The organism is Pseudomonas triticicola (genome assembly GCF_019145375.1).
In the GTDB taxonomy this organism is placed as follows: domain Bacteria; phylum Pseudomonadota; class Gammaproteobacteria; order Pseudomonadales; family Pseudomonadaceae; genus Aquipseudomonas; species Aquipseudomonas triticicola.
Map to the genome: position 1 here is coordinate 1,936,488 of NZ_JAHSTX010000001.1, position 24,493 is coordinate 1,960,980.

The following is a 24,493-nucleotide window of genomic DNA, read 5'->3' on the forward strand; positions in this document are numbered from 1 at the left end:
TGCTCGCGAAGGCGCCGGCACAGTCAACATCGTCATCGCCTGACACTGCGCTTTCGCGAGCAAGCTCGCTCCCACACTGATACGGGGCAGATCGACCATCTTCATCGCAACCAAAATCCCTGTGGGAGCGAGCTTGCTCGCGAAGGCGGCGGCACATTCAACATCGTCATTGCCTGACACTGCGCTTTCGCGAGCAGGCTCGCTCCCACACTGATACGGGGTAGATCGACCATCTCCAGAGCAACCAAAGTCCCTGTGGGAGCGAGCCTGCTCGCGAAGGCGCCGGCACAGTCAACATCGTCATCGCCTGACACTGCGCTTTCGCGAGCAGGCTCGCTCCCACACTGATCCGGGGCAGATCGACCATCTTCATCGCAACCAAAATCCCTGTGGGAGCGAGCCTGCTCGCGAAGGCGCCGGCACAGTCAACATCGTCATCGCCTGACACTGCGCTTTCGCGAGCAGGCTCGCTCCCACACTGATCCGGGGCAGATCGACCATCTTCATCGCAACCAAAATCCCTGTGGGAGCGAGCCTGCTCGCGAAGGCGGCGGCACAGTCAACATCGTCATCGCCTGACAGTCCGCTTTCGCGAGCAAGCTCGCTCCCACACTGATCCGGGGCAGATCGACCATCTTCATCGCAACCAAAATCCCTGTGGGAGCGAGCCTGCTCGCGAAGGCGCCGGCACATTCAACATCGTCATTGCCTGACACTGCGCTTTCGCGAGCAGGCTCGCTGCCACACTGATACGGGGCAGATCGACTATCTTCGTTGCAACCAAAGTCCCTGTGGGAGCGAGCCTGCTCGCGAAGGCGGCGGCACAGTCAACATTGTCATCGCCTGACGCTGCGCTTTCGCGAGCAGGCTCGCTGCCACAAAGGTCAGTGGAAATCGCGGCTCTGCACGTGAATGCCGTTGAGCAGCGGGCTCAGGTCGCTCATGCGCCCGGCGATCAGGTGGCGCACATCGCCTTCGCGTTCCCAGCGGCCGTCGACCTTGAGCAATTGCGACCCCACCAGCACTTGGCGCTGACGCTCGGCCAGGTCACGCCAGACCACCACGTTGACGTTGCCGAACTCGTCTTCCAGGGTCACGAACGTCACCCCGCTGGCCGTACCGGGTCGCTGTCGGCCGGTAACCAGGCCGGCCACGCTCACGGGCCGGCCATGTTCAACATCCATCAATTCCCGCGAGCTGCGGCAGCGCCGGGCCTGCAACTCGCCACGCAGCAATGCCAACGGGTGCGGCCCCAGCGTCGTCCCCACCGTGGCGTAATCAGCATGCAGGTCTTCGCCAACGCTGGGTTTGGGCAGGACGATTTTGACTTCTTCCTCGTTGGGCAGGCCGGCGAACAGGCCTAGCTGTTTCTGCACCCCGGCCACTTCCCAGCGCGCGCGATGGCGATGCCCGGCCAGGCCACGCAAAGCGCCGGAGTCTGCCAGCAAGGCCTGCGCACGACTGTCGAGAGCGGCGCGCTCGCCCAAATCGGCAACATCGGCAAACGCCCCGTGGCGGCGCGCGGCTTCGATGCGCCGGGCATCTTCTTCGCGAAAGCCCTTGATCATGCGCAGGCCCATGCGAATCGCCGGTTGCCCGGCACTCAGCGGTTCGAGGCTGCAATCCCACTCGCTGGCGCGCACGTCCACCGGACGGATCTGCAATTGGTGCCGACGCGCATCCTGCAGAATCTGGTCCGGGCTGTAAAAGCCCATCGGCCAACTGTTGATCAATGCGCAGGCGAACGCTGCCGGCTCGTGACACTTGAGCCAGCAACTGGCGTAGGTCAGCAAGGCAAAACTGGCGGCGTGGGATTCGGGGAAGCCGTAACTGCCGAAGCCTTTGATCTGCTCGAAGATCTGCGCAGCGAATTCCGGTGTGTAGCCGTTCTTTTTCATGCCGGCGGCGAGGCGTTCCTTGTGCGGCTCCAGTCCGCCATGGCGTTTCCAAGCTGCCATCGAGCGGCGCAACTGATCGGCGTCGCCGGGGCTATAGTCGGCAGCAACGATGGCGATCTGCATGACCTGTTCCTGGAACAACGGCACGCCAAGGGTTCTTTTGAGTACGACTTCGAGCGCCGGCGACGGATAGGTTTCCGCCTCTTCGTTATTACGTCGGCGCAGATACGGATGAACCATGCCGCCCTGAATCGGCCCGGGCCGGACGATCGCCACTTCAATCACCAGATCGTAGAAGGTCTTAGGCTTCAGGCGCGGCAGCATCGACATCTGCGCCCGCGACTCGATCTGGAACACGCCGACGGTATCGGCGCGGCTGATCATTGCGTAGGTCGGTTTGTCTTCGGCGGGGATCGTCGCGAGCGTCAGGTTCAGATCACGATGCCGGCGCAGCAGGTCGAAGCAGCGGCGAATCGCGCTGAGCATGCCCAAGGCGAGGATATCCACCTTGAGCAGGCCGACCGCATCGAGGTCGTCCTTGTCCCACTGAATGATGGTGCGGTCGGCCATTGCCGCGTTTTCGACCGGCACCAAGGTGTCCAGCGGCTGCTCGGAAATCACAAAACCGCCGGGATGCTGCGACAGATGCCGGGGGAAGCCGATCAGTTGCCCGGTCAGGCTCAGCACCCGGCGCAGCACCGGACTCTCCGGGTCGAAGCCGCCTTCACGCAAACGTTCCAGCGGCGGCGTCTCATCGCTCCAGCGCCCGCAGCAGTCGGCCAGCGCGTTGATCTGATCCGGCGGCAGGCCGAGGGCCTTGGCCACATCGCGCACGGCACCGGTGGCGTGATAGGTGCTGACCACCGCCGTCAGCGCCGCACGACGCCGGCCGTAACGGTTGAACACGTATTGCAGGACTTCTTCGCGGCGCTCGTGCTCGAAATCGACATCGATGTCCGGCGGCTCGTTGCGCTCTTTGGACATGAAACGTTCGAACAATAGGGTGGTGCGCTCCGGGTCGATTTCGGTGATGCCCAAGGCATAACACACCGCCGAGTTGGCTGCCGAACCACGGCCCTGACAGAGGATTTTCTGTGTGCGGGCAAAGCGCACCACGTCGTGCACGGTGAGGAAATAGCTTTCGTAGCCGAGCTCGGCGATCAATTGCAGCTCGTCATCGATCTGCTTGAGCACCTTGGCCTGAGGCCCTTTCGGCCAGCGCCAGGCAATGCCCTCCTCGGTCAGATGGCGCAACCAGGAACTGGCACTGTGGCCCTCGGGCACCAGCTCTTTCGGGTACTGATAGCGCAGCTCGCTCAGATCGAAGGTGCAGCGTCTGGCCAGTTTTAGCGACGCTTCGAGCAAGTCCGGCGGATACAGGGCGCGCAGCTCATCGAGGCAACGCAAATGCCGCTCGCCATTGGGGTGCAGGCGCAGACCCGCTTCGGCCACGGGGACGTGATGACGGATCGCGGTCATGGTGTCCTGCAAGGCACGGCGCCCCCGGGCGTGCATGTGCACATCGCCGCTGGCCACGGCTGGAATCTGCAACTCAGCCGCCAGAGCCAACAATGCCGATAGTCGCTGCTGATCGTTCTGCCCGCGATGCAGTTGCACCGTGAGCCACAGGCGGTCGCCGAAGGTTTGTTTCAGCCAGCGCCCTTCTTCCCGGTCATCCACTGAATCCGGCACCCACAACACCAGCAAACCCGGCAGCGCTTCGGCGAAGTCTTCCCGCTGCACCTGATACTGGCCTTTCTGCGTACGCCGCCGAGCCTGGGTGATCAAGCCGCACAAGGCCTGATAACCGGCAAGGTTTTCCACCAGCAGCACCAGTTTCGGGCCGTTGTCGATGCGTATCTCGCTGCCGATGATTAGCGGCAACTCAACGGACTTCGCCGCTTGCCACGCACGAACGATGCCGGCCAGGGTACATTCGTCGGTGATCGCCAGCGCCTGATAGCCGTGCTTTTTCGCCCGCTGAAACAGTTCCAGCGCGCTCGAGGCTCCGCGCTGGAAACTGAAGTTCGACAGGCAATGCAGTTCGGCGTAATCGGCACTCATGCGAACCAGCCTTGCAGCCACAGCGGACCGCCCTCACCCACCGCCCGCCAGGCCCAGCCCTGCTGACCGGCGCGGTTCTGGATCAGGTAGTAATCACGCCGCACGTCGCCACCGTCCCACCAACCGGATTCGATGCGCTCCGGCCCCATGAGAATCCGCGCCGAACCTTCCGGCACGCTTTGCGGTTCGTTGAGCAGCCAGCCCGGACGCTGCACGCTGGGCAACCCCGTGCAAGGCTGCTTGTCGACGGCGCTCTGCCACGCGCACTCAGGGCGATGATCGGCCTGAAAGCGCAGCCCCTGCACCGCGTCATCACCCAGCCGTGCGCGCAGGCGTTCGCGCAATTGCTCCCAGGGCAAGGTCTGCTGCGGGCGGTCGTCGAACAGCTCCTGATACTGCGGAACGAAACTCGGCAGGTCTTCGGCGCGCAAGCGAAAACCACGCACCGGTGCTTCGACCTGGACTTGCTCCAGCCGGCCACGGGCCAGTTCGAAGAGCATCGCCGCGTCACGCTCGGCGCTGAGCAGGCCGACCTTGATCACTGTGTCCGGCAGCCCGGCGTGTTCCAGATGCAGGTCAAAACGCTGCACGCCACTGTCGCGCCCGCAGAGGAACGCCGACAAATCGCCGGTCAAGCGCCGTAACGGGAACAGCAAGGCTTGATGGGATTGCACGTCGAAATTCAGTTCGATGCGGATATCGAAACGGTCGGGCGGCAGATAGAACGCCAGCGCCAGAGGGCGTGCGCCGAACAGCGTGTCGAGGTGCTTGAGCATCTGCGCTTCGAAACGCCGGGCCAGTGCCTGGCGTGGCAGGCTTTGCACCTGACTGAGATTGCGCAGGCCCATGCGCGACAACGCCGTGGCGACATTCGGCTCCAGCCCCACACGATCAACAGGCAACTGCCCGAGATGATGCTGCAAAGCCTCACCGTCCGGCACCACCAAGCCATCGTAGGCATTGGCCAGCACTCGCGCCGCCACCGGGTTCGGCGCGGCGACGATGCGATGGCGAAAGCCCAGATCTTTCAATTCCTGGCGCAGGCGAGCTTCAAATTGCGGCCAGGTACCGAACAGTCCCAGGCTGGATTCGATCTCGAACACCACGGTACGCGGGTAATGCACGCTGACCTGCGCGCTGAAGCGATAGGCCCAAGCGGCGAGAAACTGCTGCCAGTGCTCGACCTCGGCCACCTCGTAATCGGCGGTGGCAAAGCCTTTGCTCATGGCTTGCGCGGCGGTCATCGACATGCCAGGACGCAGGCCGAGTTTGCGTGCCGCCGGATTAACCGCTTGCAGCACCCGCCGCTGGGCCGGGCCGCTGAGCAGGACCAGCGGCTCTTCAGGGTCGGGCCGCTGACGCAGCACGGCGTCGAGAGCCAATTGCGGAAACAGGATACATACCCAGCGCATGACAATCAGTGCCCCACGGCAAAGGCAATCGGCGTAGCACGCGCCAGGCCGCCACGGCACTTGAGCACACGTAGCTGCGCCGGTTTGGCATCGATGGCTATGCGTAACGCTGCCGGTGACGGATTGACCGCTTCGCTCAACGGGCGCCAGGCAAAGGCCAGGGTCTGGCCGGTTTCCGCCGCCACCTGCAAGCGTCGCAAGGCTCGGTCATCGGCCTTGTTCGGCCAGCACAGCACCGCGCCGCAACTGCCCGAGCGCAGGCATTGCTCCGCCGCCCACAAGGCATCGCGCTCGCTGGCCTGAATCACCGACAACTGGCGCAGATCGACTCCGGCATTGGCCCAGGCCTGCGGGTACGGCACGAACGGCGGCGCCACCAGCACGATGCGCTCACCGGCCGCGGACAATCGCGCCAGGGTTGGCCAGACCAGCTGCAGCTCGCCGACACCGGGGCCGGCGAGAAGGATTTCACTCAGCGCCGCTTCCGGCCAGCCGCCGCTGGGCAGAGCTGCGTCCAGTCCCGCATGCCCGGTCGGCTGCGGACTCGCCGCCGGTGGCGCAGGCCTGCCGCGCCAGACCTGGCCGCCATTGAACAGCGTATCCAACGCAACGACGGCGCCCATCAGCCTTGCCTCACCAGACCACAGAACACGCCTTCGATTGCCAGATCCTGATCGTTACGCACAACGATGGGCTGATAGGCCGGGTTGCGCGGCAGCAGGCGCACTTCATCCCCGACCCGTTCGAAGCGTTTGATGGTGACTTCACCGTCCAGACGCGCAACGACGATCTGGCCGTTCAGCGCCTCGGGATTACGCCGCACACCGACCAGATCGCCATCGAGAATGCCGTCTTCGATCATCGAGTCGCCCTGCACCCGCAGCATGTAATCCGGGGTGCGGGAGAACAGCGCCGGGTCGAGCAGCAAACGGTTATGGATATCGGCATCGGCGCCAATCGGCGCACCGGCGGCAACGCGACCGAGTACGGGGATCTCCAGCAATTCCGGACGCGGTGGCTGACCGAGCAGGCGAATGCCCCGGGCCTGATGCGGATTGACTTCGATAAAACCGGCTTCGGTGAGCGCCAGCACATGCTTGCGCGCCACGCTGCGCGAGGCAAAACCAAAAGCCTCGCTGATTTCAGCGAGGCTTGGGGGCTGACCGTGCTCGGCGATGCGATCGCGGATAAAGGTCAGAATGGCGGTACGGCGGGGAGTGAGGTTCGTCATGGAGTACATTTGTACTCCTGTGGGAAATGCCTGACAAGAACCGCCAGTCGGCGCAAGCCGACGCAGCTGCAATCAGATCAATCTGTGAACACACTCCCTGTGGGAGCGAGCCTGCTCGCGAAGGCGTCGGCACATTCATTATCATCGTCGCCTGACACTACGCTTTCGCGAGCAGGCTCGCTCCCACAGGGGGCCAGGAAAAGTCAAGAATCCAGTTGCGCCAAGTACTCCCACGGGTAAATCCCGCGTTGATGGCCATCGCTGAACACCAGTTGCACGCCATAACCCTGTGGATTGACCTCGATCAGGCGCACGCGATCATCAACCAGCGGCGTGACGCCGCGCAGGCGAAATGCGCGGCATTGCGAGCACGGGCATTGCCGGCGCAGATCGGCATGCCTGAGCAGCGATTCGCGCCCGTCCGGCCAGCTCAGGCGCAACGTGCGAGCACTCTGCGAGTTGCCCACCGCCAGCGGATTCATTGCAACTGACTCAGAGCGATGCGCACGGCTTTGCGCACTTCCGGGTCGCCGTCGTCCTGCGCTGCCTGTAACGCGGCCACGGCGCCGCGATCGTTCAATTCACCGAGGGCCAGCGCGGCCTCCTTGCGCAGATTGCTGATGCGGTGGCCGAGGGTGTCGACCAGCGCGTCCAGCGCCGGGACGAAGCGCAAGCGGCCGAGGCTGCGAGTGGCGCGCAGACGCACTTGCCAATAATCATCGCTCAGCGCTTCGACCAAGGCCGGGCCGGCGTCGCTGTGGCCAACCTTGCCCAGCGTGGTCGCAGCTTCTTCGCGCACTTGCCAGGCAGGGTCGCGCAAAGCCTGGCGCAACGCTGGCAATACTTCGGCGTCGCTCGCCAGACCCAGCGCACCCGTCGCGGCGCGGCGCACTTCGGTGTCCGGATCGTCGCTGGCCAGGCGGGCCAAGGCTGGCAGCGCGTCGAGCAGTTTGAGCCAGCCGAGCACACCCACCGCTTCGCGACGGACATTGGCATCGGTGTCCTCCAACGCGGCGACGGCAGCCGGCGCGGCCTCGGCGAAGCGCAGTTCGCGTAACGCCCGAAAGGCGGCGATGCGCACACTGACATCGGCATGTGCGGTCCACGGCAGAATCACCCGCCCCGCTTGCGCAGTCTTGAGCAGACTCAGACTTTGCGCCGCCGCCGATTGCACGGCGGGCGACGGATCCGTCAGTGCTTCGCACAAGGCTTGCACGACCGCCTCATCCTCCCACGCTTCGAGCAATCGTGCGGCTTCAGCGCGAACGTCCTCGGCAGGATCCTGCCGGAGTCGATCAACCAGCCAGAGCAAACCATCCGGTTCCTCCAGATCGGCCAGATCAATCAGGGCAATGCGCCGCACGCCAGCGTCTTCAGCCGTCAGGCGCGGTTGCAGGGCGAGGATGTCTTCGTTGTCGGTCACAGCAAAAATAGAGGTCATAGGGCAAATCGCGGCAAAGGGTTTTCAGGAGGCAGGCCGAGCGGGTTGAGGCGCGGCAGCGGTCGGTCGTTGTCGTGGCGCAGCAGGTCGAGGCAATGGCGTTTCAGGCGAGCGAACTCGGGGCTGGTCACCAGTTCACTGGTACGCGGGCGTGGAAAGTCCAGACGCAGGTCTTCGATGGTTTGCCCGGGCCGGGCGCTCATTACCAGCAAGCGATCGGCTAGAAACAGCGCCTCTTCGATGTCATGGGTGACGAAAACCACCGTGGTGCGGATGCGCGTCCAGATGTCCAGCAGCAGTTCCTGCATGTTCAAGCGGGTCAGCGCATCCAGCGCGCCGAACGGCTCGTCCATCAGCAACAGGCGCGGGCGATTGACCAGCACCCGGGCGATCTCCACCCGCTGCTGCATGCCTCCGGAGAGCTGATCAGGCCAGCGCTCGGCAAAGCCTTCGAGGCCGACCAGTTTGAGGATGTCGTCAGCGGCGCGACGGCGCTCAGTCTTGCCGACGCCGCGCATCTTCAGGCCGAAGGCGACGTTGTCGCGCACCGTACGCCACGGGAACAGCGTGTGATGCTGGAACACCATGCCGCGTTGCGGCGACGGGCCGTTTACCGCGCTGCCGTCGACTTTCAAGCTGCCGGTACTGCCATTCAAGTGTCCGGCCAGGGCGCCGAGCAAGGTCGATTTGCCGCAACCGGACGGGCCGAGAATGCACACGAACTGGCCGGGTTCGATCTGGCAATCGAGGCCCTGCACCGCTTCGAAGGCTTCGCGGCCCTGGCCGAGGACGATGGACAACTGGCGAATGTCGATCCGCCCTTCCGGGGTTTGCATGACGCTCATCAGGCTTTGCCTCGCGGTCGATGCCAAGGCGTGAACAAGCCGCCCAAGCGTTTGATCAGCCAACTGCTGCCCATGCCCAACACGCCGATCAGGAGCATGCCGACAACAATGTCGGCGTAGTTCTGAATGGTGTAGGACTCCCATGTGTAGTAACCGATACCGAACTGCCCGGAGATCATTTCCGCCGTCACCAGGCAGAACCACGAAGTGCCCATGCCGATCGCCAGGCCGGTAATGATGCTCGGCGCAGCGCCCGGCAGGATTACTTCCAGCAGAATCGCCCGGCGCCCTGCTCCGAGGCTTTTTGCCGAGGCGATCAGGCGTGGATCGACGCCTTCGACGCCGTGCACGGTGTTGAGCAGGATCGGGAACAGCGCGCCGGTGAAGGTGATAAAGACCATCGACAATTCCGAGGACGGAAACATCAGGATCGCCAGCGGAATCCAGGCCACGGCGGGGATCGGGCGCAGGACTTCCAGTGGTGGCAGCAGAATGTCTTCGGCCCATTTCGACCGGCCGATGGCCAGGCCCAGGGCGATGCCGAGGATCAACGCCGCCACGTAACCGGCGAAGACGCGGCCGAGGCTGCTGCTCAGGTGCTGCCAGAGTTTGCCGGAGTCGCCCAGGCCCAGCGCGGCTTCGATTACCGCCAGTGGCGTCGGCACGTTGGCAAAGGTGACCAGGCCGAGGTTCCAGTGGTGGCTGGCGGCGAGTTGCCAGAAGAGCAGGCAGAGCAGCAGTGAGGCGGCTCTTGATGTCCAGCGCAACGGTGTTTTCATAGTCCGGTTTCCAGTTCGGGTTCTGTGTGATGGCTGTGATTTACCCCCTCACCCCAGCCCTCTCCCCCAGGGGGGCGAGGGGGAAAGGGAGCCGATTTGCGTGCTTTTCACGACCTGAGTTCGACTCGGTACTTCACGCCGGCGTATCTCTCACCAACAACTCGGTCAGTCCCCTCTCCCTTTGGGAGAGGGTTAGGGTGAGGGGCTTTTGATCTTCAGCGCGCGGCAACGGCTTGCGCAGTCGCATCGCTGAAATCGAATACCTTGCCACCCTGCGCCGCAGCGTATTGCTGCGCTTGGCCCTTGAGCAGAAATGCGCTGAGACGGCCCTTGGCATCGCTGGCAAACCACGCCTGTTCAGCGAGCAACTTGATCCCGCTGTCACTGGCCTGCGCATAAACCGCACGAATGTTCTGGCCCTCCTGCTTCAACCCCGCCAGCGCGGTGAACGCCGCTTCAGCCGAGCCATAACGGCGGACTTTTTCCTCGCCACGCACCCAGATTTCCGCGACATGGCTGACGTCGGTGATGGCTTTGCCCGTAGTCGCATCCACACCCGGCAATGGCGTCTGCGCGTAGTTGGCCAGTTGCGCGGTGTAATCGAGGTTCGCAGCCTTGAACGCGGCGCGGATGTACTGGTCGTCGATGAAGCTGTTCAGGTCGAGCCCGCGATCGGCTTTCTTCAGCAGCTTCAGGGTATCGATGGCGGTACCGACGGCCTGGCGATATTCAGGCTTCCAGCTCAGGTCGCGAGTCTGCACGCCCAACGGGCCATGGAACAGGTAGTTGACCTCGGCATCGACGCCGGTGACCTTGGCGATCAGTTCGCTGTACTTCTCCGGTTCGGCGGCGAGCATTTGGTTGGCTTCGATGCTCGCACGCAGGTAGGCGACGACGATTTCCGGATACTTTTTGGCGTAGGCCTGATCCACCAGTGCGCCATGGAAGGTCGGCGCGTTGGCCTGGGCGCCGTCGTAGATCTTGCGGGCGAAACCACGGCTCGGGAACAGCTCGGCGAAGGGCACGAAATCGGCGTGAGCGTCGATCTTGCCGGCCTGCAATGCCGAGCCGGCGACTTCCGGTGGCTGGGCGATGATGTTGACATCCTTGAGCGGGTCCCAGCCCTGCTCTGCCACGGCGCGCAGCAACATACCGTGAGCCGTCGAGGCGAACGGCACCGAAATGGTCTTGCCCTTGAGTTCGCTGAGGCTCTGCACCGACGAAGCGCTCGGCACGACGATGCCGTTGCCGCTGCCCTTGATGCTGCCCGACAGCACGCTGATGAACAGGCTGTGCTTGCCCGCCGTTTCGAACGCCACGCCATTGAACGCACCGGGGAAATCGGCCATGGCGCCGAAGTCGAGCTTGCCGGCGACCATCTCATTGGTCAGCGGTGCGCCACTGGTGAAGTTTTTCCACTGCACGTCGTACTTCGCGTCTTTGTAGGCGCCATCGTGGGGCAGGTATTTTTCCAGCAGACCGAGTTCACGGATCAACAGGCCGCCGGCGGCGCAGTTGATGGTGGTGTCCTGAGTGCCGATGGCGATGCGGATGGTTTCGGCCGAGGCCGACAAGGTGAATGAGGCCAGGACCAGCCCAGCAAGTGCTGCACGCAACATGAGTGTTTCCCCTCGAATCATTTGTTTGAAGTTCGTCTCCGCCGCGATCGGGGCGCGGTGGGAAACGAGGGGTGTTTGCATTCAGCGTCCGGGGTTCACCGGATGGCTATTGGATAATCACAATTGCAATGTGGGAGCGAGCCTGCTCGCGAAGGCGGCGGGTCAGTCACCGTCATTGTTGAATGAGTGATTGCTTTCGCGAGCAGGCTCGCTCCCACAATGGATTTGGGGTCAACGCAATAAATAGGGGATGTCGACCTTCACCGCCCCAGTCGGGCAATCCTTCTCGCACGGCATGCAGTACCAGCATTCATCGAACGCCATGTAGGCCTTTTGCGTGGCCGGGTTGATCGCCAGCAGGTCCATCGGGCAGACGTCGACGCACACGGTGCAGCCCTTTTCCGCGATGCATTTGTCCTCGTCGACGGTGACCGGCGCGTTGGAGCGGAAGAAGATTTCCTGAGCTTGATAAGCCATGGTTCGGACTCTCTGAAAAATGATGTCTCAAGCGGCGAAGGCGCCGACCCGCAGGCGGTCGTAAGCCTGCATTTCCTCAGCATCGAGCGGGATGATGTAAGGCTCGACGGCTTTCTTGAAACTGGTCATGCGCCCGTCCTCGCCCTTCTTCAGATGGCAGTGGCAGAACCAATCGGCGTCGTTGCGTTGCGGATGATCGACGCGATAGTGGTACAGGCCCCAGCGGCTTTCGGCGCGGAACAACGAAGCGCGGGCGGCCATTTCGGCACAGTCGCGGATCACGCTGGTTTCCATCGCTCGCATCAGTTCGTGAGCGTTGTTGGCTTTCATCTGCTCAAGATCGCGCTCGATGTCACTGAAGCGCTGCAGGCCGATCTGCATCTTCTTGGTCACTTTCGGCGGTTGCAGGTAGTCGTTGACGAAGCGCCGCAGCTTGTATTCGACCTGCGCCGGCGGCAGACCTTCCTGGCGATCGAGCGGCGCGTAGACCCGGGCTTTCTCCTTGGCGATCTGCTCGCTGTCCAGTGCGGAAAACTCGCGACCGGCGACAAACTCCGCCGCGTTGTGCCCGGCGAACCAGCCATAAGTGAACGCGCCAAGCATGTAATTGTGCGGCACCGCAGCCATGTCGCCCGCCGAGTACAAGCCTTTGACTGAAGTCTCGGCACGCTCGTTGACCCACACGCCGGACGCCGAGTGGCCGCTGCAAAAACCGATTTCCGAAATGTGCATTTCGACCATCTGCGTGCGGTAGTCAGTGCCGCGATTGGCGTGGAACTGGCCACGGCTCGGACGCTCGTTGCTGTGCAGGATTTCCTCGATGTTCTGGATGGTTTCCTCGGCCAGATGGTCGAGCTTGAGGAACACCGGACCGTTGCCGCTTTCCAGTTCCTGATGGAACTCCCACATCATCTGTCCGCTCCAGTAATCGCACTCGATGAAGCGTTCGCCCTTGTTGTTGGCGGTGTAGCCACCCAGCGGGCCGGTGACGTAGGCGCAGGCCGGGCCGTTGTAATCCTTGATCAGCGGGTTGATCTGAAAGCACTCAAGATTGGCCAGTTCGGCGCCTGCGTGATAGGCCATCGCGTAGCCGTCGCCCGCATTGGTCGGGTTCTCGTAGGTGCCCATCAAGTAGCCAGACGATGGCAGACCGAGGCGCCCGGCCGCGCCGCAGGCGAGAATCACCGCTTTGGCCTTGATCACATGGAAGTCGGCGGTGCGGCAATCGAAGCCCATCACACCGTTGACCGCGCCCTCCTCGTCGGTCAGCAAACGCGTGCAGACCAGGCGATTGGTGATGCTTACCCGCGCGCGTTTCAACTGCCGATACAGGACTTTCTTGATGTCGTGCCCTTCCGGCATCGGCAGCACATAGGCGCCCATGTGGTGGACCTTTTTTACCGCGTAGTCACCGGTCTCGTCTTTCTCGAACTTCACGCCCCAGCGGTCGAGTTGTTCGATGGTTTCAAAACTGTGCGTCGCATAGGCGTAGACCGCCGCCTGATTGACGATGCCGTCATTGGCGATGGTGATTTCCTTGGTGTACTGCTCCGGTGTCGAGTGGCCGGGAATGATGGCGTTGTTCAGGCCGTCCATGCCCATGCTGATCGCGCCGCTGCGCTTGACGTTGGCCTTGTCTACCAGCAAAACGCGCAAATCGCGGTTCTTCTCTTTGGCCTTGATCGCCGCCATCGGCCCGGCCGTACCGCCGCCAATCACGACGATGTCGTATTCCTGCTCTAGAACGTTGCGGGTCATGCCTGCTCCCCTTTTTGCCGGTCGATCCGCAGGCGGTACTGGAACGCATCGCCACGGTAATAAAGGTGTTCGAAGTCCAGCGGCTGGCCGTGGGCATCGTGGGTCAGGCGCTCGATGCGCATGATCGGCGAGCCCGCCTCGACGTTGAGTGCCTGGGTCAGGTCGCTGTCGGCCAGCACTGCGTCGATGGCCAGATCGGCGTGGCCAAGGGCGATGCCGCAGTCGTTTTCGAGGATCAGAAAGATGTCGCGGGTGACCAGATCCGCCTTCTCCAGTCGCTCGCCGACCGCTTTGGGCAGGTAGGTGATTTCCAGCGAGATCGGCTCGCGGTTGATCAGGCGCACGCGTTTGATCTGCGCGACGATCTCACCTTCGGCCACCTGCAGACGCTCGGCGACACGCTTGTCGGCCGGAATGAATTTGAAACTGCGCAGGCGGTTGATCACCTCGTAGCCGCGCCCGGTCATCGACTCGGCGAGGCCTTGCAGGCTGCTGACGTTCTGAAAGGTTTTCGGCTTGGCGACAAAGGTGCCCTTGCCATGGATCTTGAAGATCAGACCTTCCTTTTGCAGATCACCCAAGGCTTGGCGCACGGTGATGCGGCTGATTTTGAACAGCGCACCGAGTTCGCTTTCGGAAGGCATCTGACTGTCTTGCGGGTATTCACCGTCGAGAATCCGCGCACGCAGGACGTCGCGCAGTTGGGTGTGCAGCGGAACGCTACTGAGGGAGAGAACGTTATCGGTCATCGTCGGATCACTTGTCATAACGAGTTATGACGTGATCTTAGAGATGTGATGACGAGGTTGAGAAATATTGTTTGGGCATAACCTTAGATGCGCGTTGCGCCGGCAAAATCTGTGGGAGACCTGTGGGAGCGAGCCTGCTCGCGAAAGTGGTGTGTCAGTCACCAAAATACTGACTGACAGGATGCTTTCGCGAGCAGGCTCGCTCCCACAGGAGATCGTGAGCTATTCAGCGTTTGAGGATCTCGTCCATTACCCAATCGGTCTTGACGGCTTGCTCGGCCACGGCGGGATGCTGTGAATCACCACGAATATGCGCATTCATCCCCAGCACGTGATGCCACTGAATATGCTCGTGATGAGCAATCTCCAGGCTGAGCTGCTCGTCGGCGAACAGCTGCACCGGATGCTCGTCAAACACCGAAAACCCGATCCGCCCTTTGCTGCCGATGATCTCGACCCGATCTTCACGCCGGTCCGCAACAAAGTTCCAGCAGCCCATGCCCAGCGCTCCGGAAGCGAACCGCCAGGTGGCGCTGACCGCATCTTCCGCCGCGTACAGACCCGCCTGACGCGCGGTGAAACCGGCGACTTCAACGATGTCGCCAAGCAGATACTGAAACAGGTCCAGGCCATGGCTCGCCAGGTCGGCAAAGTAGCCGCCGCCAGCCACCGCCGGATCGGTGCGCCAATTCTCCCGACCTTCAAGATCAGCCGGCGACGGTGCTTTGGTCAGTGTCCAGCTCAGATGGCGGACATCGCCGATGCGCCCCTCCTCCAGCCATTGCCGCACCTGAGCGAAGCGCGGCAGCGAGCGGCGGTAATAGGAGACGAACAAGTGCAGACCGGCAGCGGCAAACGCTTGCTGCATCTCGCGGCTTTGCCCGGCGTTGAGCGCCATGGGCTTTTCCACGCAGCAATGCTTGCCGGCGGCGGCGACTTTCAGGCTGTAGGCATGGTGGCTGTCGGGTGGTGTGGCGATGTACACCGCGTCGACTTCGGGGTCGTTGATCAGCGCATCGACATCGGTATAGACGCGGCTGATACCGTGGCGCGAAGCGTAATCGGTGACGGCTTCGAGGCGTCGACCCATCACCGCGACCAGTGCCGAACCGGGTGCCTTGTAAAAGGCCGGCCCGCTCTTGCGTTCAGCGACACTGCCACAACCGATCATGCCCCAGCGCACCACGCTCATCTTCAGTCCTCAGCCGATGCGCAACGCGCGCAGATCAAGGCGTCCGTCCTTGAGCGGCGGGCACCAGTAGTAGCCGCCGGTGATCGGCCGACTGATCTGGTACAAGCCATCGGCAATACCGTCCTCCAGACCGCTCATGCGCCGCAGCTGTGCTTCGAAGGCATCCAGCGAGAAACCGAAAGCGAGGAACATCAAACCGGCGCGATCGCCTTCAATCCATGGCATCGAGCGGCGCACGACGAACGCTTCCGGCGCGAAGCTCTCTTGCGCGGTGCGTTTGACGTGGGCGGAGATCGGCGCGTCGTCGATTTCTTCGTTATCGCTCAAGCGCCGTCCCATGATGTCGTCCTTGGCGCCGGCAGACAGGCGATGAAAACCCTTGAGATCGTGCTGCCATTGCTGGATCGCGGCGAAGCTGCCACCGACCAGCCCGTCAGCGCCGGAGCTCAGCAGCGCGGCGGCGACAGCGGCGTCATCGTGGGGGTTTTCCGTGCCGTCTTCGTAACCGGTGAGGTCGTGGCCGTCCATGTGGCGGAAGGCTTCCTGCATCTCTACCAGACGCAAGGCCGGGGCCAGCGCGGCCTCGATAGCGTTGCAGCGGTTGAGCAGTTCACCACGGTCGACACCGTGCAGCCAGATCCACAGGGCATGCTGGGTCGACGGGTTGTTCACGCCAAAGCCGGTCAGCGCCGGGAAGCTGCGCAGGCCGGCGATTTCGACATTCAGCGCCTTGGTCAACGACTCACCAAAGCCAACCACCGCCGACTTGCCATCCACCAGCATCAGCAGGCTGTCGATCGCTTGCGGCAAGGCTTCAACCGACGCCAGGGCGAAAAACAGATGACGTGCTTGCGCAGGAACAGGGGTAGCGAGAATGCCCGGCTGGTAGTAACTCATGTGAACTCCTTGAAAAAGTGCGCGGAGTTTACCTGTAGCCGGATCGTTTGTGTGGGTGGCGAGAGCGTCGTCGTTCAGCGTTCACCGCCTTCGATCAACGCCCTCAAAGTCAGCGCATCGGCCGTGGCGGCACCGCTGGCGGTGTTGTCGAAGATACACCAGATGTCTTTGCCGTCGGCCTTCGCGCGCCGCAGGTTCTGAGCAAGCTGGTGCAGATAGGCCGCTTCATAAGCGCTGTGATAAATCCGTGGCGAGCCGTGCAGGCGCCAATACTGCAGGCCTTGCCAGCCACCCGGCGCGGTGTCGCTGCTGATCCGCGAGGGATCGACCACCGCCTGGGCAATCTGCAAATCCACCAGCATTGCCTCAGCCTCAGTCCACGATTCGTGTCGCGGCTCCAGCACTACACTGCCCTTGAACCGCTCGCGCAGGGCATGAAAAAACGCCTCGGCCACCGGCGCATCGAAGGCAAGTTTCGGTGGCAGTTGCACCAGCAGGCAGCCGAGTCGATCACCCAAGCCCTGGCACTGTCCGAGAAACCCATCGAGCGCGGCCGCGCTGTCCGCCAGCCGCTGTTCATGGGTGATGAGCTTCGGCACTTTCACGGCGAAGCGAAAGTCCGGCGCTACCGAGTCGGCCCAGCGTTCGTAGGTCTGATGCCGATGCGGGCGGTAGAACGAGCTGTTGATTTCCACACAGTTGAAGCGCGCGGCGTAGCGTTGCAGGTGCGTGCCTTCGGCGGGGAATGCCGGCCAGTGCTCGCGCCCGAGACTCCAGCCGGCGCAACCGATGTAGATGGTTGACTCGTTCAAGCGCACACCGTCATTTCTTCCCGGGCAACACGGCGCCCAACACCTGCTTGGCGGTCTGCACGATCACCCCGGCTTCGTCCGGATCGCCCTTGAGCAGGGTCGTGGCGAATTTCTTCGCTTGCTCAAGCTTGATGTGCGGCGGCAACGGCGGCACGTTCGGGTCGGTCTTGAACTCGATCAGCACCGGCACTTCCGAGGCGAGTGCCTGTTCCCACGCAGCGGCGACCTCTTCCTCGCGATCAACGAAAATGCACTTGAGGCCGATGGAAATCGCGAACAGGTGATACGGCACATCAGGAATGCTCTGCGACGCTTCGAATTTGGGATCACCCTCCATTACCCGCTGCTCCCAGGTGACCTGGTTGAGGTCTTCATTGTTGAACACCGCGCAGATCCATTTCGGGCTCTGCCATTGCCGCCAGTATTTGGCGACAGTGATCAGCTCGGCCATGTTGTTCATCTGCATCGCGCCGTCGCCGACCAGGGCAATGACCGGGCGTTCCGGGAAGGCGAACTTGGCCGCGATCGCATAGGGCACCGCCGCGCCCATCGAGGCCAGGCCACCGGACAACGAGCATTTCATGCCGCGACGGATTTTCAGATCGCGGGCGAACCAGTTGGCGCAAGAGCCAGAGTCGCTGGTGATAATCGCCTGCTCGGGCAAACGCGGCGACAACTCGTAGACCACCCGTTGCGGATTGACTGGATCGGCTTTGGCCATGGCGCGTTTTTCCAGGGTTTTCTCCCAGCTGCTGCGCCAGCCTTCGATCTTCTTGCGCCACTTGTTCGAGGTTTTCTGTTCCAGCAAGGGCAGCAATGCGGCAAGGGTTTCCGCTGAATCACCGACCAGATTGACCTCCATCGGATAACGCAGGCTGAGCATGTCCGGCTGCAAGTCGATCTGCACGCCGCGCGCCTGGCCTTCCTTGGGCAGAAACTCGGAATACGGGAAGCCCGACCCGATCATCAGCAAGGTGTCGCACTCGCTCATCAGCTTGTAGCTGGGCTCGGTGCCGAGCAGGCCGATGCTGCCGGTGACCCACTGCAAATCGTCTGGCAACGCTGCTTTGCCCAACAGCGCCTTGGCGACGCCCGCGCCGAGCTTTTCCGCCACGGCGACGACCAGATCGGTCGCCTCCAGCGCGCCGGCACCCACCAGAATCGCGACTTTCTCGCCACTGTTCAGTACCTCGGCGGCGCGTTGCAGATCGGCTGCATAAGGAACGACTTTCGGCTTGCTGTAGCCGACGCCGGAATGCGCGGTGCCATGGGCGCGCGCGGGTTGTTCGTAAGGCAGATCCTGCAAGTCATTGGGCAGAATCAGCGCGGTGACGCGGCGCTCGCCGACCGCAGTGCGCACCGCGCGATCAAGCAGATGGCGCACTTGCGACGGCGCCGAAGCCTGCTGCACAAACGCACCGGCGACATCCTTGAACATCGACACCAGATCCAGTTCCTGCTGGTAGTGACTGCCCAGCGCCGTGCGCGCCTGCTGACCGACGATGGCCAGCACCGGCATGTGGTCCATGCGCGCATCGTAGAGACCGGTGATCAGGTGCGAAGCGCCGGGGCCGGAAGTAGCGATGCACACGCCCAGCTCGCCGGTAAACTTGGCGTGGGCCGAGGCCATGAACGCGGCCATTTCTTCATGCCGCGCCTGGACAAATTCGATTTTGCCTTTGGCCCGGCTCATGGCGCCGAAAACGCCATTGATGCCATCCCCCGGATAACCAAAAATTCGCGTGACGCCCCATTCGCTGAGCCGCTCAACCAGAAAATCACCTACTGTCATCGTCATCTTGACCCTCGCCATTTACCGCTGCATGGACATGTAAGGGTCTGGACAGCCCGCTGCGCGATGAAGTTTCGCTGGATTGCACGGGCATGGGCTCAGGCACCGTGTTTGCGCGGGAATGTTTTTTTGAGGCATGCGCCCTGCTCTGTGGTCGACTGATAAATCGAGCGAAGGAGGATTGGCCATGACTGAAATACAAACCCTGCTGCTTCAACGCAATGACTGGGTGCCGAACAATCCGCGTCTGCCAGTGCTGATCTACCGCAGCGCGATTGCCGTTGAAGGCGACGATCCGGCGGCGCGCTTCGAGCAGACGTTCGGCGCCAATGGCTGGCCGGCGCAGTGGCGCTACGGCATTTATGACTATCACCACTATCACACTGAAGGCCACGAAGTGCTTGGCGTGGCGGCCGGGCAGGCGCGGTTGATGTTGGGCGGGCCTGATGGGCAAGTCGTCGACGTCAGCGCCGGTGATGTGCTGTTGCTGCCGGCCGGGACCGGGCACTGCAATCTGGGCTCGAGCGAGGACTTTCTGGTGGTGGGTGCTTATCCGCCGGGGCAGCAGGCGGATATTTGCCGGGCCGCGCCGAGTGATGCGCAGTTGGCGCGGATTGCGGGGCTGGCGTTTCCTGAGACAGATCCGGTGCAGGGACTCGGGGGTGCGGTTGGGCGGTATTGGAGCCATTAGGCGCGGCGACCCTGCCGACGCTTTCGCGAGCAGGCTCGCTCCCACAATGAATACGGGTGAACCCTGTTTCTCTGTCCAATACATACCCCTGTGGGAGCGAGCCTGCTCGCGAAGGCGGCAGATCGGTTTGCATCATTCAATATGAATAACCGCACTCACCGCTGGCACCCGCCGGAAATTTTCCCTACGGTGTCTACCTGTTCTCTCCCAGCATCGACGAGGTCCGTTTCATGAGCAATGCGTCTTACGTTCCGCCCAAGGTCTGGAAACACGAAGCTCCTTCCGGCGGCCACTTCGCCAGCATCAACCGGCCGATCGCCGGGCCGACCCACGACAAGGAACTGCCGGTCGGCAAGCATCCGTTGCAGCTGTATTCGCTGGCCACGCCCAACGGCGTCAAGGTCACCATCATGCTCGAAGAGTTGCTCGCACTCGGCCACAGCGAGGCCGAATACGACGCCTGGCTGATCCGCATTGGCGAGGGCGATCAGTTCTCCAGCGGTTTTGTCGAGGTCAACCCGAATTCGAAAATCCCGGCGCTGCTGGATCGCAGCGTCGAGCCCCCGATCCGGGTGTTCGAGTCCGGCTCGATCCTGCTGTATCTCGCGGAAAAGTTCGGCGCCTTGCTGCCCAAGGATCCGGCCGGTCGCACCGAAACCCTCAACTGGCTGTTCTGGCAAATGGGCTCGGCACCGTATCTGGGCGGGGGTTTCGGGCATTTCTACGCGTATGCGCCGGAGAAGCTCGAATACCCGATCAACCGCTTCACCATGGAAGCCAAACGGCAACTGGATGTGCTCAATCGCCGCCTCGCCGACAACGCCTATCTGGCCGGCGAGGATTACACCATTGCCGACATCGCCGTTTGGCCGTGGTACGGGCAGTTGGTGCGCAACAACGTCTACTCGGCGGCGGAATTTCTCGCCGCTCATGAGTACAGCCATGTGCAGCGCTGGGCCGAAGAAATCGCCAAGCGGCCAGCGATCATCCGTGGGCAGCGAGTGAATCGCACCTGGGGTGATGAAGACAGTCAGGTGCCGGAGCGGCATGGGGCGAAGGATCTGGACTGATTTCAGAAAAAACGCATCACCCTGTGGGAGCGAGCCTGCTCGCGAAAGCGGAGTATCAGACAACGAATCTGTTGAATGACCCACCGCCTTCGCGAGCAGGCTCGCTCCCACATTTGCGTCCGAAGGCCATCGAATCCAATTGTGAAAAAATCATTAACTAACTGACTCGTAGGGGTTTATTCCCCCGGAAACTTCCGACATACTAATGCGAATAATTCTTACATGCACTCGCATTAGTTTCGTTTGGGTAAATCTTGGGGAAGCAGATAGATGTCGTTTCACACCATTCACCGCCGTTCGAACCTTTCACCTAACCTCCTCGCAATCGCCATCGGCATGGCCAGCATCGCTCCTGCGTTGGCTGAAGAAACCGCAGCCACTGCGCCCGCCAACGGCCCGCTGGAACTGCAAGCGACCGAAATCGGCGCCACGCAGATGAGCAGCACCACCGAAGACACGCAGTCCTACACCACCGGCCCGATGCAGACCGCGACCAAGCTGTCGCTGACCATGCGCGAAACGCCCCAGGCGGTGACGGTGATCACTCGCCAGCGCATGGACGATCAGAACATGACCAGCGTCAACGACGTGGTGCGTGGCACGCCGGGGCTGTTCCTCAGCGAGGCCAGCGGTCCGGGGCGGCAGACTTACAAGGCGCGCGGTTTCGACATCGACAACATCATGTACGACGGCCTGCCCAGCTCGTATTCGCCGTTCACTTTGGCAGTGCAACCGAACCTGGCGATGTTCGACCGGGTGGAAATCGTCCGTGGCGCGACCGGCCTGGTCACCGGTGCCGGCAACCCGTCGGCGGCGATCAACATGGTGCGCAAACGCCCGACCGCTGATCAGCGCGTGACCCTCACCGGCGCCGCCGGCAGCTGGGATGACTACCGTGGCGAGGTCGACGCCTCCAGCCCGCTGAACGACAGCGGCACCCTGCGTGGCCGGGTGGTGACGTCGTATCAGGGCGCCGACAGTTTTCGCGACAAGGAAGAAAACGATCACGGCCTGTTCTACGCCATCGGTGAAGCCGACCTGAGCGACAGCACCACGGCGACCCTCGGTTTCTCCCGGCAGAACGATCAGACCAACTATTTCTGGGGCGGCCTGCCGATCGGCGAAGACGGCCACCACCTCGACCTGCCCCGCTCCACCTATCCGGGCACCGACTGGGAAAACCGCAAGTTGCAAGTCGACACCGTATTCGGTGAAGTCGAACACCGTTTCGACAACGACTGGAAACTGCATGTTGGCGGTTCCACTTCGACAACCGAAGGCGAATTCTCCGGGACGTATTTGTCGCGCTACGACGGCCCGCTGGAAACCACCGCCTATCAATCGCACCACACCGACAAGCAACGCGCCTTCGACGGTTTCGCCAGCGGCCCGTTCGAAGCGTTCGGCCGTACCCACGAGTTGGTAGTCGGCGCGAGCAATCGCGTGTACGACGCCACCACCAAGGAATACGCGCCCTACGACACCGGCCTGCCGATCGCCGCGCCCAAGCCGGACTTCGTCCGTAGCGGCAAGTCGCGCAACGTCACCACCCAGGACGCGGTTTACCTGACCACGCGCTTGAGCCTGGCCGACCCGCTGACGCTGATCCTCGGCAGTCGTCTGGACTGGTATGACTACGACGATCGCAGTGCCGACGGTGACTTCAAGGTCACGCGCAACCTGACCCGTTACGCTGGCCTGATCTACAAACTCGATGACCATCACTCGGTCTACGCCAGCTACACCGACATCTTCACCCCGCAAACCCAGAAGGACCTCGGCGGCAAAGTGCTTGAGCCGATCGTCGGTGAAAACTACGAAGTCGGTATCAAGGGCGAATATTTCGACGGCGCGCTGAACGGCAGCGTGGCGGTGTTCCAGATGGACCAGACCAACCGCGCCACCCAGGCAGCGACCCAACTCGGCTGCCCGGAACTGACCTGCTACGAAACCTCCGGCAAAGTCCGCGCCCAAGGCGTGGACATGGAACTGCAAGGTGCGCTGACCGAGCAATGGCAAGTCGGCGCCGGCTACACCTACACCCGCGCCCACTACATCAAGGACGAAAACCCGGCCAACAATAACCAGAAATTCGACACCGACATGCCCGAGCACCTGTTCAAGGTCTCCACCGTGTATCGTTTCAAAGGCCCGCTGGAAAAACTGCGCGTGGGCGGCAACGTGTACTGGCAGAGCCGCATGTACAACGACATCGCTCTGGCCAACGGCGGCAGCTATCGCCTCGAACAGGGCGGCTACGCGGTCACCGACCTGATGGCCGGTTACGAGGTCAACAAGCACCTCGACCTGCAGGTCAACGCCAACAACATTTTCGACCGCAAGTACTATTCCTCCATCGCCACCGACGTGACCTGGGGCTCGACCGATAACTACGGCACCCCGCGCAGCTACATGATGACGGCCAAGTACAAGTTCTGAGGCGATAGCGCTCAGCAAGCACCACACAGGGCGCCGGGAGTTTTCCCGGTGCCCTTTTTTGCAGGTTCATTAGGCAAGGCCGGCAATTACCGATAGTCTCTGGCGACACTTTCGCGAAGCACCGGCCATGCCCCAGACAGATTTCTCCTCCGACCTCCAGGCCATCGGCAGCATTGACGCTGTGCCGGTGATCCTGAGCATGGTCAAGCACATCACCGGTATGCGCTTCGCCGCCGTAGCGCGGGTCACCGAGAGCAAGTGGATCGCCTGCGCCGTGGATGATTCGATTGACTTCGGCCTGTTGCCCGGCGGCGAACTGGTGCTGGAATCGACGATTTGTCATGAGATCCGTCAGCACCATCAGCCGGTGATCTTCGGCCATGCCAGCCAGCACCCGCTGTTCTCCACGCACCACACGCCGAAAACCTACGGTCTGGAAAGCTACATCTCCATTCCGATCATCAAGGCCGATGGCGAATTCTTCGGCACGCTGTGCGCCATTGATTCGGTGCCGGCGAACCTTGACGACCCGGCCATCGAAAAGACCCTCACCCTCTTCGCCCAACTGATTGCGATGAGCCTGGATACCCAAGGCCATTTGCACGCGACCAAAACCGCGCTGGCCGATGCCAACGAAATGGGCCGTCTGCGCGAGCAGTTCATCGCCGTTCTGGGCCATGACTTGCGCACGCCACTCAGTGCCATCCGCATGAGTGCCGATCTGCTGGACAGCAAAGTCGAGGACAAGCGCTCGCGCACGCTGCTGTCGGCGATTCGCACCAGCTCGGTGCGCATGGGCGTGCTGATCGAAAACATCCTCGACTTCGCCCGGGGCCGGCTCGGCAGTGGCATCCCGGTACAGCGCAAACTGGTCGATGACTTGCAGCAAACGCTGCGCCAGACCCTTGAAGAAATCCAGGTGGCGTACCCGCAGGCGAAGTTTATCGATTCGCTGGAGGTACCGGCCGGGGTCTATTGCGACCCGTTGCGGATCAGCCAGTTGTTGTCGAATCTGCTGGGCAACGCCGTGACCCACGGTTCCACGGCCGAACCGATCTTGCTCAAGGCGTTTGCCGAGGGCGACGAGATCGTCATTTCGCTGACCAACCAGGGCACGCCGATCCCGCCTGCGCTGATGCCGCTGCTGTTCGAACCGTTTTCCCGTTCCGAAGCAGGCCAGCGTCATGAAGGGTTGGGACTGGGCTTGTACATTGCCGGGCAGATTGCCAATGCGCACAACGGCACCTTGAGCGTGACATCCGACCGTGAAACCGGCACCTGTTTTGTCGCGCGCTTCCCTGCCCACTTCAAGTGGGTCTGAGCGCCG

Annotated in this window: 20 protein-coding genes; 4 read left to right on the plus strand and 16 right to left on the minus strand. The window is 62.3% G+C overall.

Features of this window, described 5'->3' with window-relative positions:
• Nucleotides 1-884 precede the first annotated feature (884 nt).
• The 16 genes from KVG85_RS08620 to KVG85_RS08695 form a co-directional block, all read right to left on the minus strand.
• A complete protein-coding gene (locus KVG85_RS08620) occupies nt 885-3,962 on the minus strand; it encodes an error-prone DNA polymerase (protein ID WP_217863571.1) in 3,078 nt (1,025 codons plus the stop codon).
• Nucleotides 3,959-5,374, minus strand: coding sequence for a Y-family DNA polymerase (locus KVG85_RS08625; protein ID WP_110645671.1), 1,416 nt, complete (start codon nt 5,372-5,374; stop codon nt 3,959-3,961). Before KVG85_RS08625 ends, KVG85_RS08620 begins: the two co-directional genes overlap by 4 nt.
• Before the next feature lie 5 nt (nt 5,375-5,379).
• Complete coding sequence (gene imuA / locus KVG85_RS08630) at nt 5,380-5,997, minus strand: translesion DNA synthesis-associated protein ImuA (protein WP_024012713.1); 618 nt, start codon at nt 5,995-5,997, stop codon at nt 5,380-5,382.
• Nucleotides 5,997-6,614, minus strand: a complete 618-nt coding sequence (gene lexA / locus KVG85_RS08635; protein ID WP_076563218.1) for a transcriptional repressor LexA — start codon at nt 6,612-6,614, stop codon at nt 5,997-5,999. The genes imuA and lexA overlap by 1 nt, the downstream gene beginning before the upstream one ends.
• 194 nt (nt 6,615-6,808) lie before the next feature.
• Entirely contained in the window at nt 6,809-7,087 is a 279-nt protein-coding gene (locus tag KVG85_RS08640) for a DUF971 domain-containing protein (protein ID WP_217863572.1), read from the minus strand.
• Complete coding sequence (locus KVG85_RS08645; protein WP_217863573.1) at nt 7,084-8,046, minus strand: HEAT repeat domain-containing protein; 963 nt, start codon at nt 8,044-8,046, stop codon at nt 7,084-7,086. The genes KVG85_RS08640 and KVG85_RS08645 overlap by 4 nt, the downstream gene beginning before the upstream one ends.
• Nucleotides 8,043-8,891, minus strand: coding sequence for an ABC transporter ATP-binding protein (locus KVG85_RS08650; protein ID WP_217863574.1), 849 nt, complete (start codon nt 8,889-8,891; stop codon nt 8,043-8,045). The genes KVG85_RS08645 and KVG85_RS08650 overlap by 4 nt, the downstream gene beginning before the upstream one ends.
• Nucleotides 8,891-9,670 (minus strand): ABC transporter permease, encoded by a 780-nt coding sequence (locus KVG85_RS08655; RefSeq protein ID WP_217863575.1) that lies wholly within the window; start codon nt 9,668-9,670, stop codon nt 8,891-8,893. The genes KVG85_RS08650 and KVG85_RS08655 overlap by 1 nt, the downstream gene beginning before the upstream one ends.
• Nucleotides 9,671-9,885: 215 nt before the next feature.
• Nucleotides 9,886-11,310 carry an ABC transporter substrate-binding protein gene (locus KVG85_RS08660; protein WP_217864954.1) on the minus strand — a complete coding sequence of 475 codons (1,425 nt, stop codon included), beginning with the start codon at nt 11,308-11,310 and terminating at the stop codon, nt 9,886-9,888.
• A gap of 210 nt (nt 11,311-11,520) precedes the next feature.
• Nucleotides 11,521-11,766: a 4Fe-4S dicluster domain-containing protein gene (locus KVG85_RS08665; RefSeq protein WP_003225615.1), complete on the minus strand. Its 246-nt coding sequence runs from the start codon at nt 11,764-11,766 to the stop codon at nt 11,521-11,523.
• A 27-nt stretch (nt 11,767-11,793) separates the two neighbouring features.
• Nucleotides 11,794-13,524, minus strand: a complete 1,731-nt coding sequence (locus KVG85_RS08670; RefSeq protein WP_217863576.1) for a fumarate reductase/succinate dehydrogenase flavoprotein subunit — start codon at nt 13,522-13,524, stop codon at nt 11,794-11,796.
• On the minus strand, nt 13,521-14,273 hold the full coding sequence (locus KVG85_RS08675) for a GntR family transcriptional regulator (protein ID WP_217863577.1): 753 nt from the start codon (nt 14,271-14,273) through the stop codon (nt 13,521-13,523). The genes KVG85_RS08670 and KVG85_RS08675 overlap by 4 nt, the downstream gene beginning before the upstream one ends.
• 226 nt (nt 14,274-14,499) lie before the next feature.
• Complete coding sequence (locus tag KVG85_RS08680) at nt 14,500-15,465, minus strand: Gfo/Idh/MocA family protein (protein ID WP_217863578.1); 966 nt, start codon at nt 15,463-15,465, stop codon at nt 14,500-14,502.
• A gap of 9 nt (nt 15,466-15,474) precedes the next feature.
• Nucleotides 15,475-16,362 (minus strand): Dyp-type peroxidase, encoded by an 888-nt coding sequence (locus KVG85_RS08685; protein ID WP_217863579.1) that lies wholly within the window; start codon nt 16,360-16,362, stop codon nt 15,475-15,477.
• Between the two features lie 74 nt (nt 16,363-16,436).
• Entirely contained in the window at nt 16,437-17,174 is a 738-nt protein-coding gene (locus tag KVG85_RS08690) for a DUF72 domain-containing protein (RefSeq protein ID WP_217863580.1), read from the minus strand.
• 10 nt (nt 17,175-17,184) lie between these two features.
• Nucleotides 17,185-18,972: a thiamine pyrophosphate-requiring protein gene (locus tag KVG85_RS08695; RefSeq protein WP_217863581.1), complete on the minus strand. Its 1,788-nt coding sequence runs from the start codon at nt 18,970-18,972 to the stop codon at nt 17,185-17,187.
• 181 nt (nt 18,973-19,153) lie between these two features.
• Between KVG85_RS08695 and KVG85_RS08700 the strand changes: the two genes are divergently transcribed.
• The 4 genes from KVG85_RS08700 (at nt 19,154) to KVG85_RS08715 (ending at nt 24,487) form a co-directional block, all read left to right on the plus strand.
• A complete protein-coding gene (locus tag KVG85_RS08700; protein WP_217863582.1) occupies nt 19,154-19,657 on the plus strand; it encodes a cupin in 504 nt (167 codons plus the stop codon).
• 230 nt (nt 19,658-19,887) lie between these two features.
• Nucleotides 19,888-20,727: a glutathione-dependent disulfide-bond oxidoreductase gene (gene yghU, locus KVG85_RS08705; RefSeq protein WP_217863583.1), complete on the plus strand. Its 840-nt coding sequence runs from the start codon at nt 19,888-19,890 to the stop codon at nt 20,725-20,727.
• Nucleotides 20,728-20,997: 270 nt separating this feature from the next.
• Nucleotides 20,998-23,166 (plus strand): TonB-dependent siderophore receptor, encoded by a 2,169-nt coding sequence (locus KVG85_RS08710; protein WP_217863584.1) that lies wholly within the window; start codon nt 20,998-21,000, stop codon nt 23,164-23,166.
• Nucleotides 23,167-23,293: 127 nt separating this feature from the next.
• A complete protein-coding gene (locus KVG85_RS08715; protein WP_225926653.1) occupies nt 23,294-24,487 on the plus strand; it encodes a GAF domain-containing sensor histidine kinase in 1,194 nt (397 codons plus the stop codon).
• Nucleotides 24,488-24,493: the final 6 nt, after the last annotated feature.

Coding starts and splice junctions, on each gene's coding strand:
- KVG85_RS08620 (WP_217863571.1), bottom strand. CDS start 3,962: ATGAGTGCCGATTACGCCGAACTGCATTGCCTGTCGAACTTCAGTTTC.
- KVG85_RS08625 (WP_110645671.1), bottom strand. CDS start 5,374: ATGCGCTGGGTATGTATCCTGTTTCCGCAATTGGCTCTCGACGCCGTG.
- imuA (WP_024012713.1), bottom strand. CDS start 5,997: ATGGGCGCCGTCGTTGCGTTGGATACGCTGTTCAATGGCGGCCAGGTC.
- lexA (WP_076563218.1), bottom strand. CDS start 6,614: ATGTACTCCATGACGAACCTCACTCCCCGCCGTACCGCCATTCTGACC.
- KVG85_RS08640 (WP_217863572.1), bottom strand. CDS start 7,087: ATGAATCCGCTGGCGGTGGGCAACTCGCAGAGTGCTCGCACGTTGCGC.
- KVG85_RS08645 (WP_217863573.1), bottom strand. CDS start 8,046: ATGACCTCTATTTTTGCTGTGACCGACAACGAAGACATCCTCGCCCTG.
- KVG85_RS08650 (WP_217863574.1), bottom strand. CDS start 8,891: ATGAGCGTCATGCAAACCCCGGAAGGGCGGATCGACATTCGCCAGTTG.
- KVG85_RS08655 (WP_217863575.1), bottom strand. CDS start 9,670: ATGAAAACACCGTTGCGCTGGACATCAAGAGCCGCCTCACTGCTGCTC.
- KVG85_RS08660 (WP_217864954.1), bottom strand. CDS start 11,310: ATGATTCGAGGGGAAACACTCATGTTGCGTGCAGCACTTGCTGGGCTG.
- KVG85_RS08665 (WP_003225615.1), bottom strand. CDS start 11,766: ATGGCTTATCAAGCTCAGGAAATCTTCTTCCGCTCCAACGCGCCGGTC.
- KVG85_RS08670 (WP_217863576.1), bottom strand. CDS start 13,524: ATGACCCGCAACGTTCTAGAGCAGGAATACGACATCGTCGTGATTGGC.
- KVG85_RS08675 (WP_217863577.1), bottom strand. CDS start 14,273: ATGACCGATAACGTTCTCTCCCTCAGTAGCGTTCCGCTGCACACCCAA.
- KVG85_RS08680 (WP_217863578.1), bottom strand. CDS start 15,465: ATGAGCGTGGTGCGCTGGGGCATGATCGGTTGTGGCAGTGTCGCTGAA.
- KVG85_RS08685 (WP_217863579.1), bottom strand. CDS start 16,362: ATGAGTTACTACCAGCCGGGCATTCTCGCTACCCCTGTTCCTGCGCAA.
- KVG85_RS08695 (WP_217863581.1), bottom strand. CDS start 18,972: ATGACGATGACAGTAGGTGATTTTCTGGTTGAGCGGCTCAGCGAATGG.
- KVG85_RS08700 (WP_217863582.1), top strand. CDS start 19,154: ATGACTGAAATACAAACCCTGCTGCTTCAACGCAATGACTGGGTGCCG.
- yghU (WP_217863583.1), top strand. CDS start 19,888: ATGAGCAATGCGTCTTACGTTCCGCCCAAGGTCTGGAAACACGAAGCT.
- KVG85_RS08710 (WP_217863584.1), top strand. CDS start 20,998: ATGTCGTTTCACACCATTCACCGCCGTTCGAACCTTTCACCTAACCTC.
- KVG85_RS08715 (WP_225926653.1), top strand. CDS start 23,294: ATGCCCCAGACAGATTTCTCCTCCGACCTCCAGGCCATCGGCAGCATT.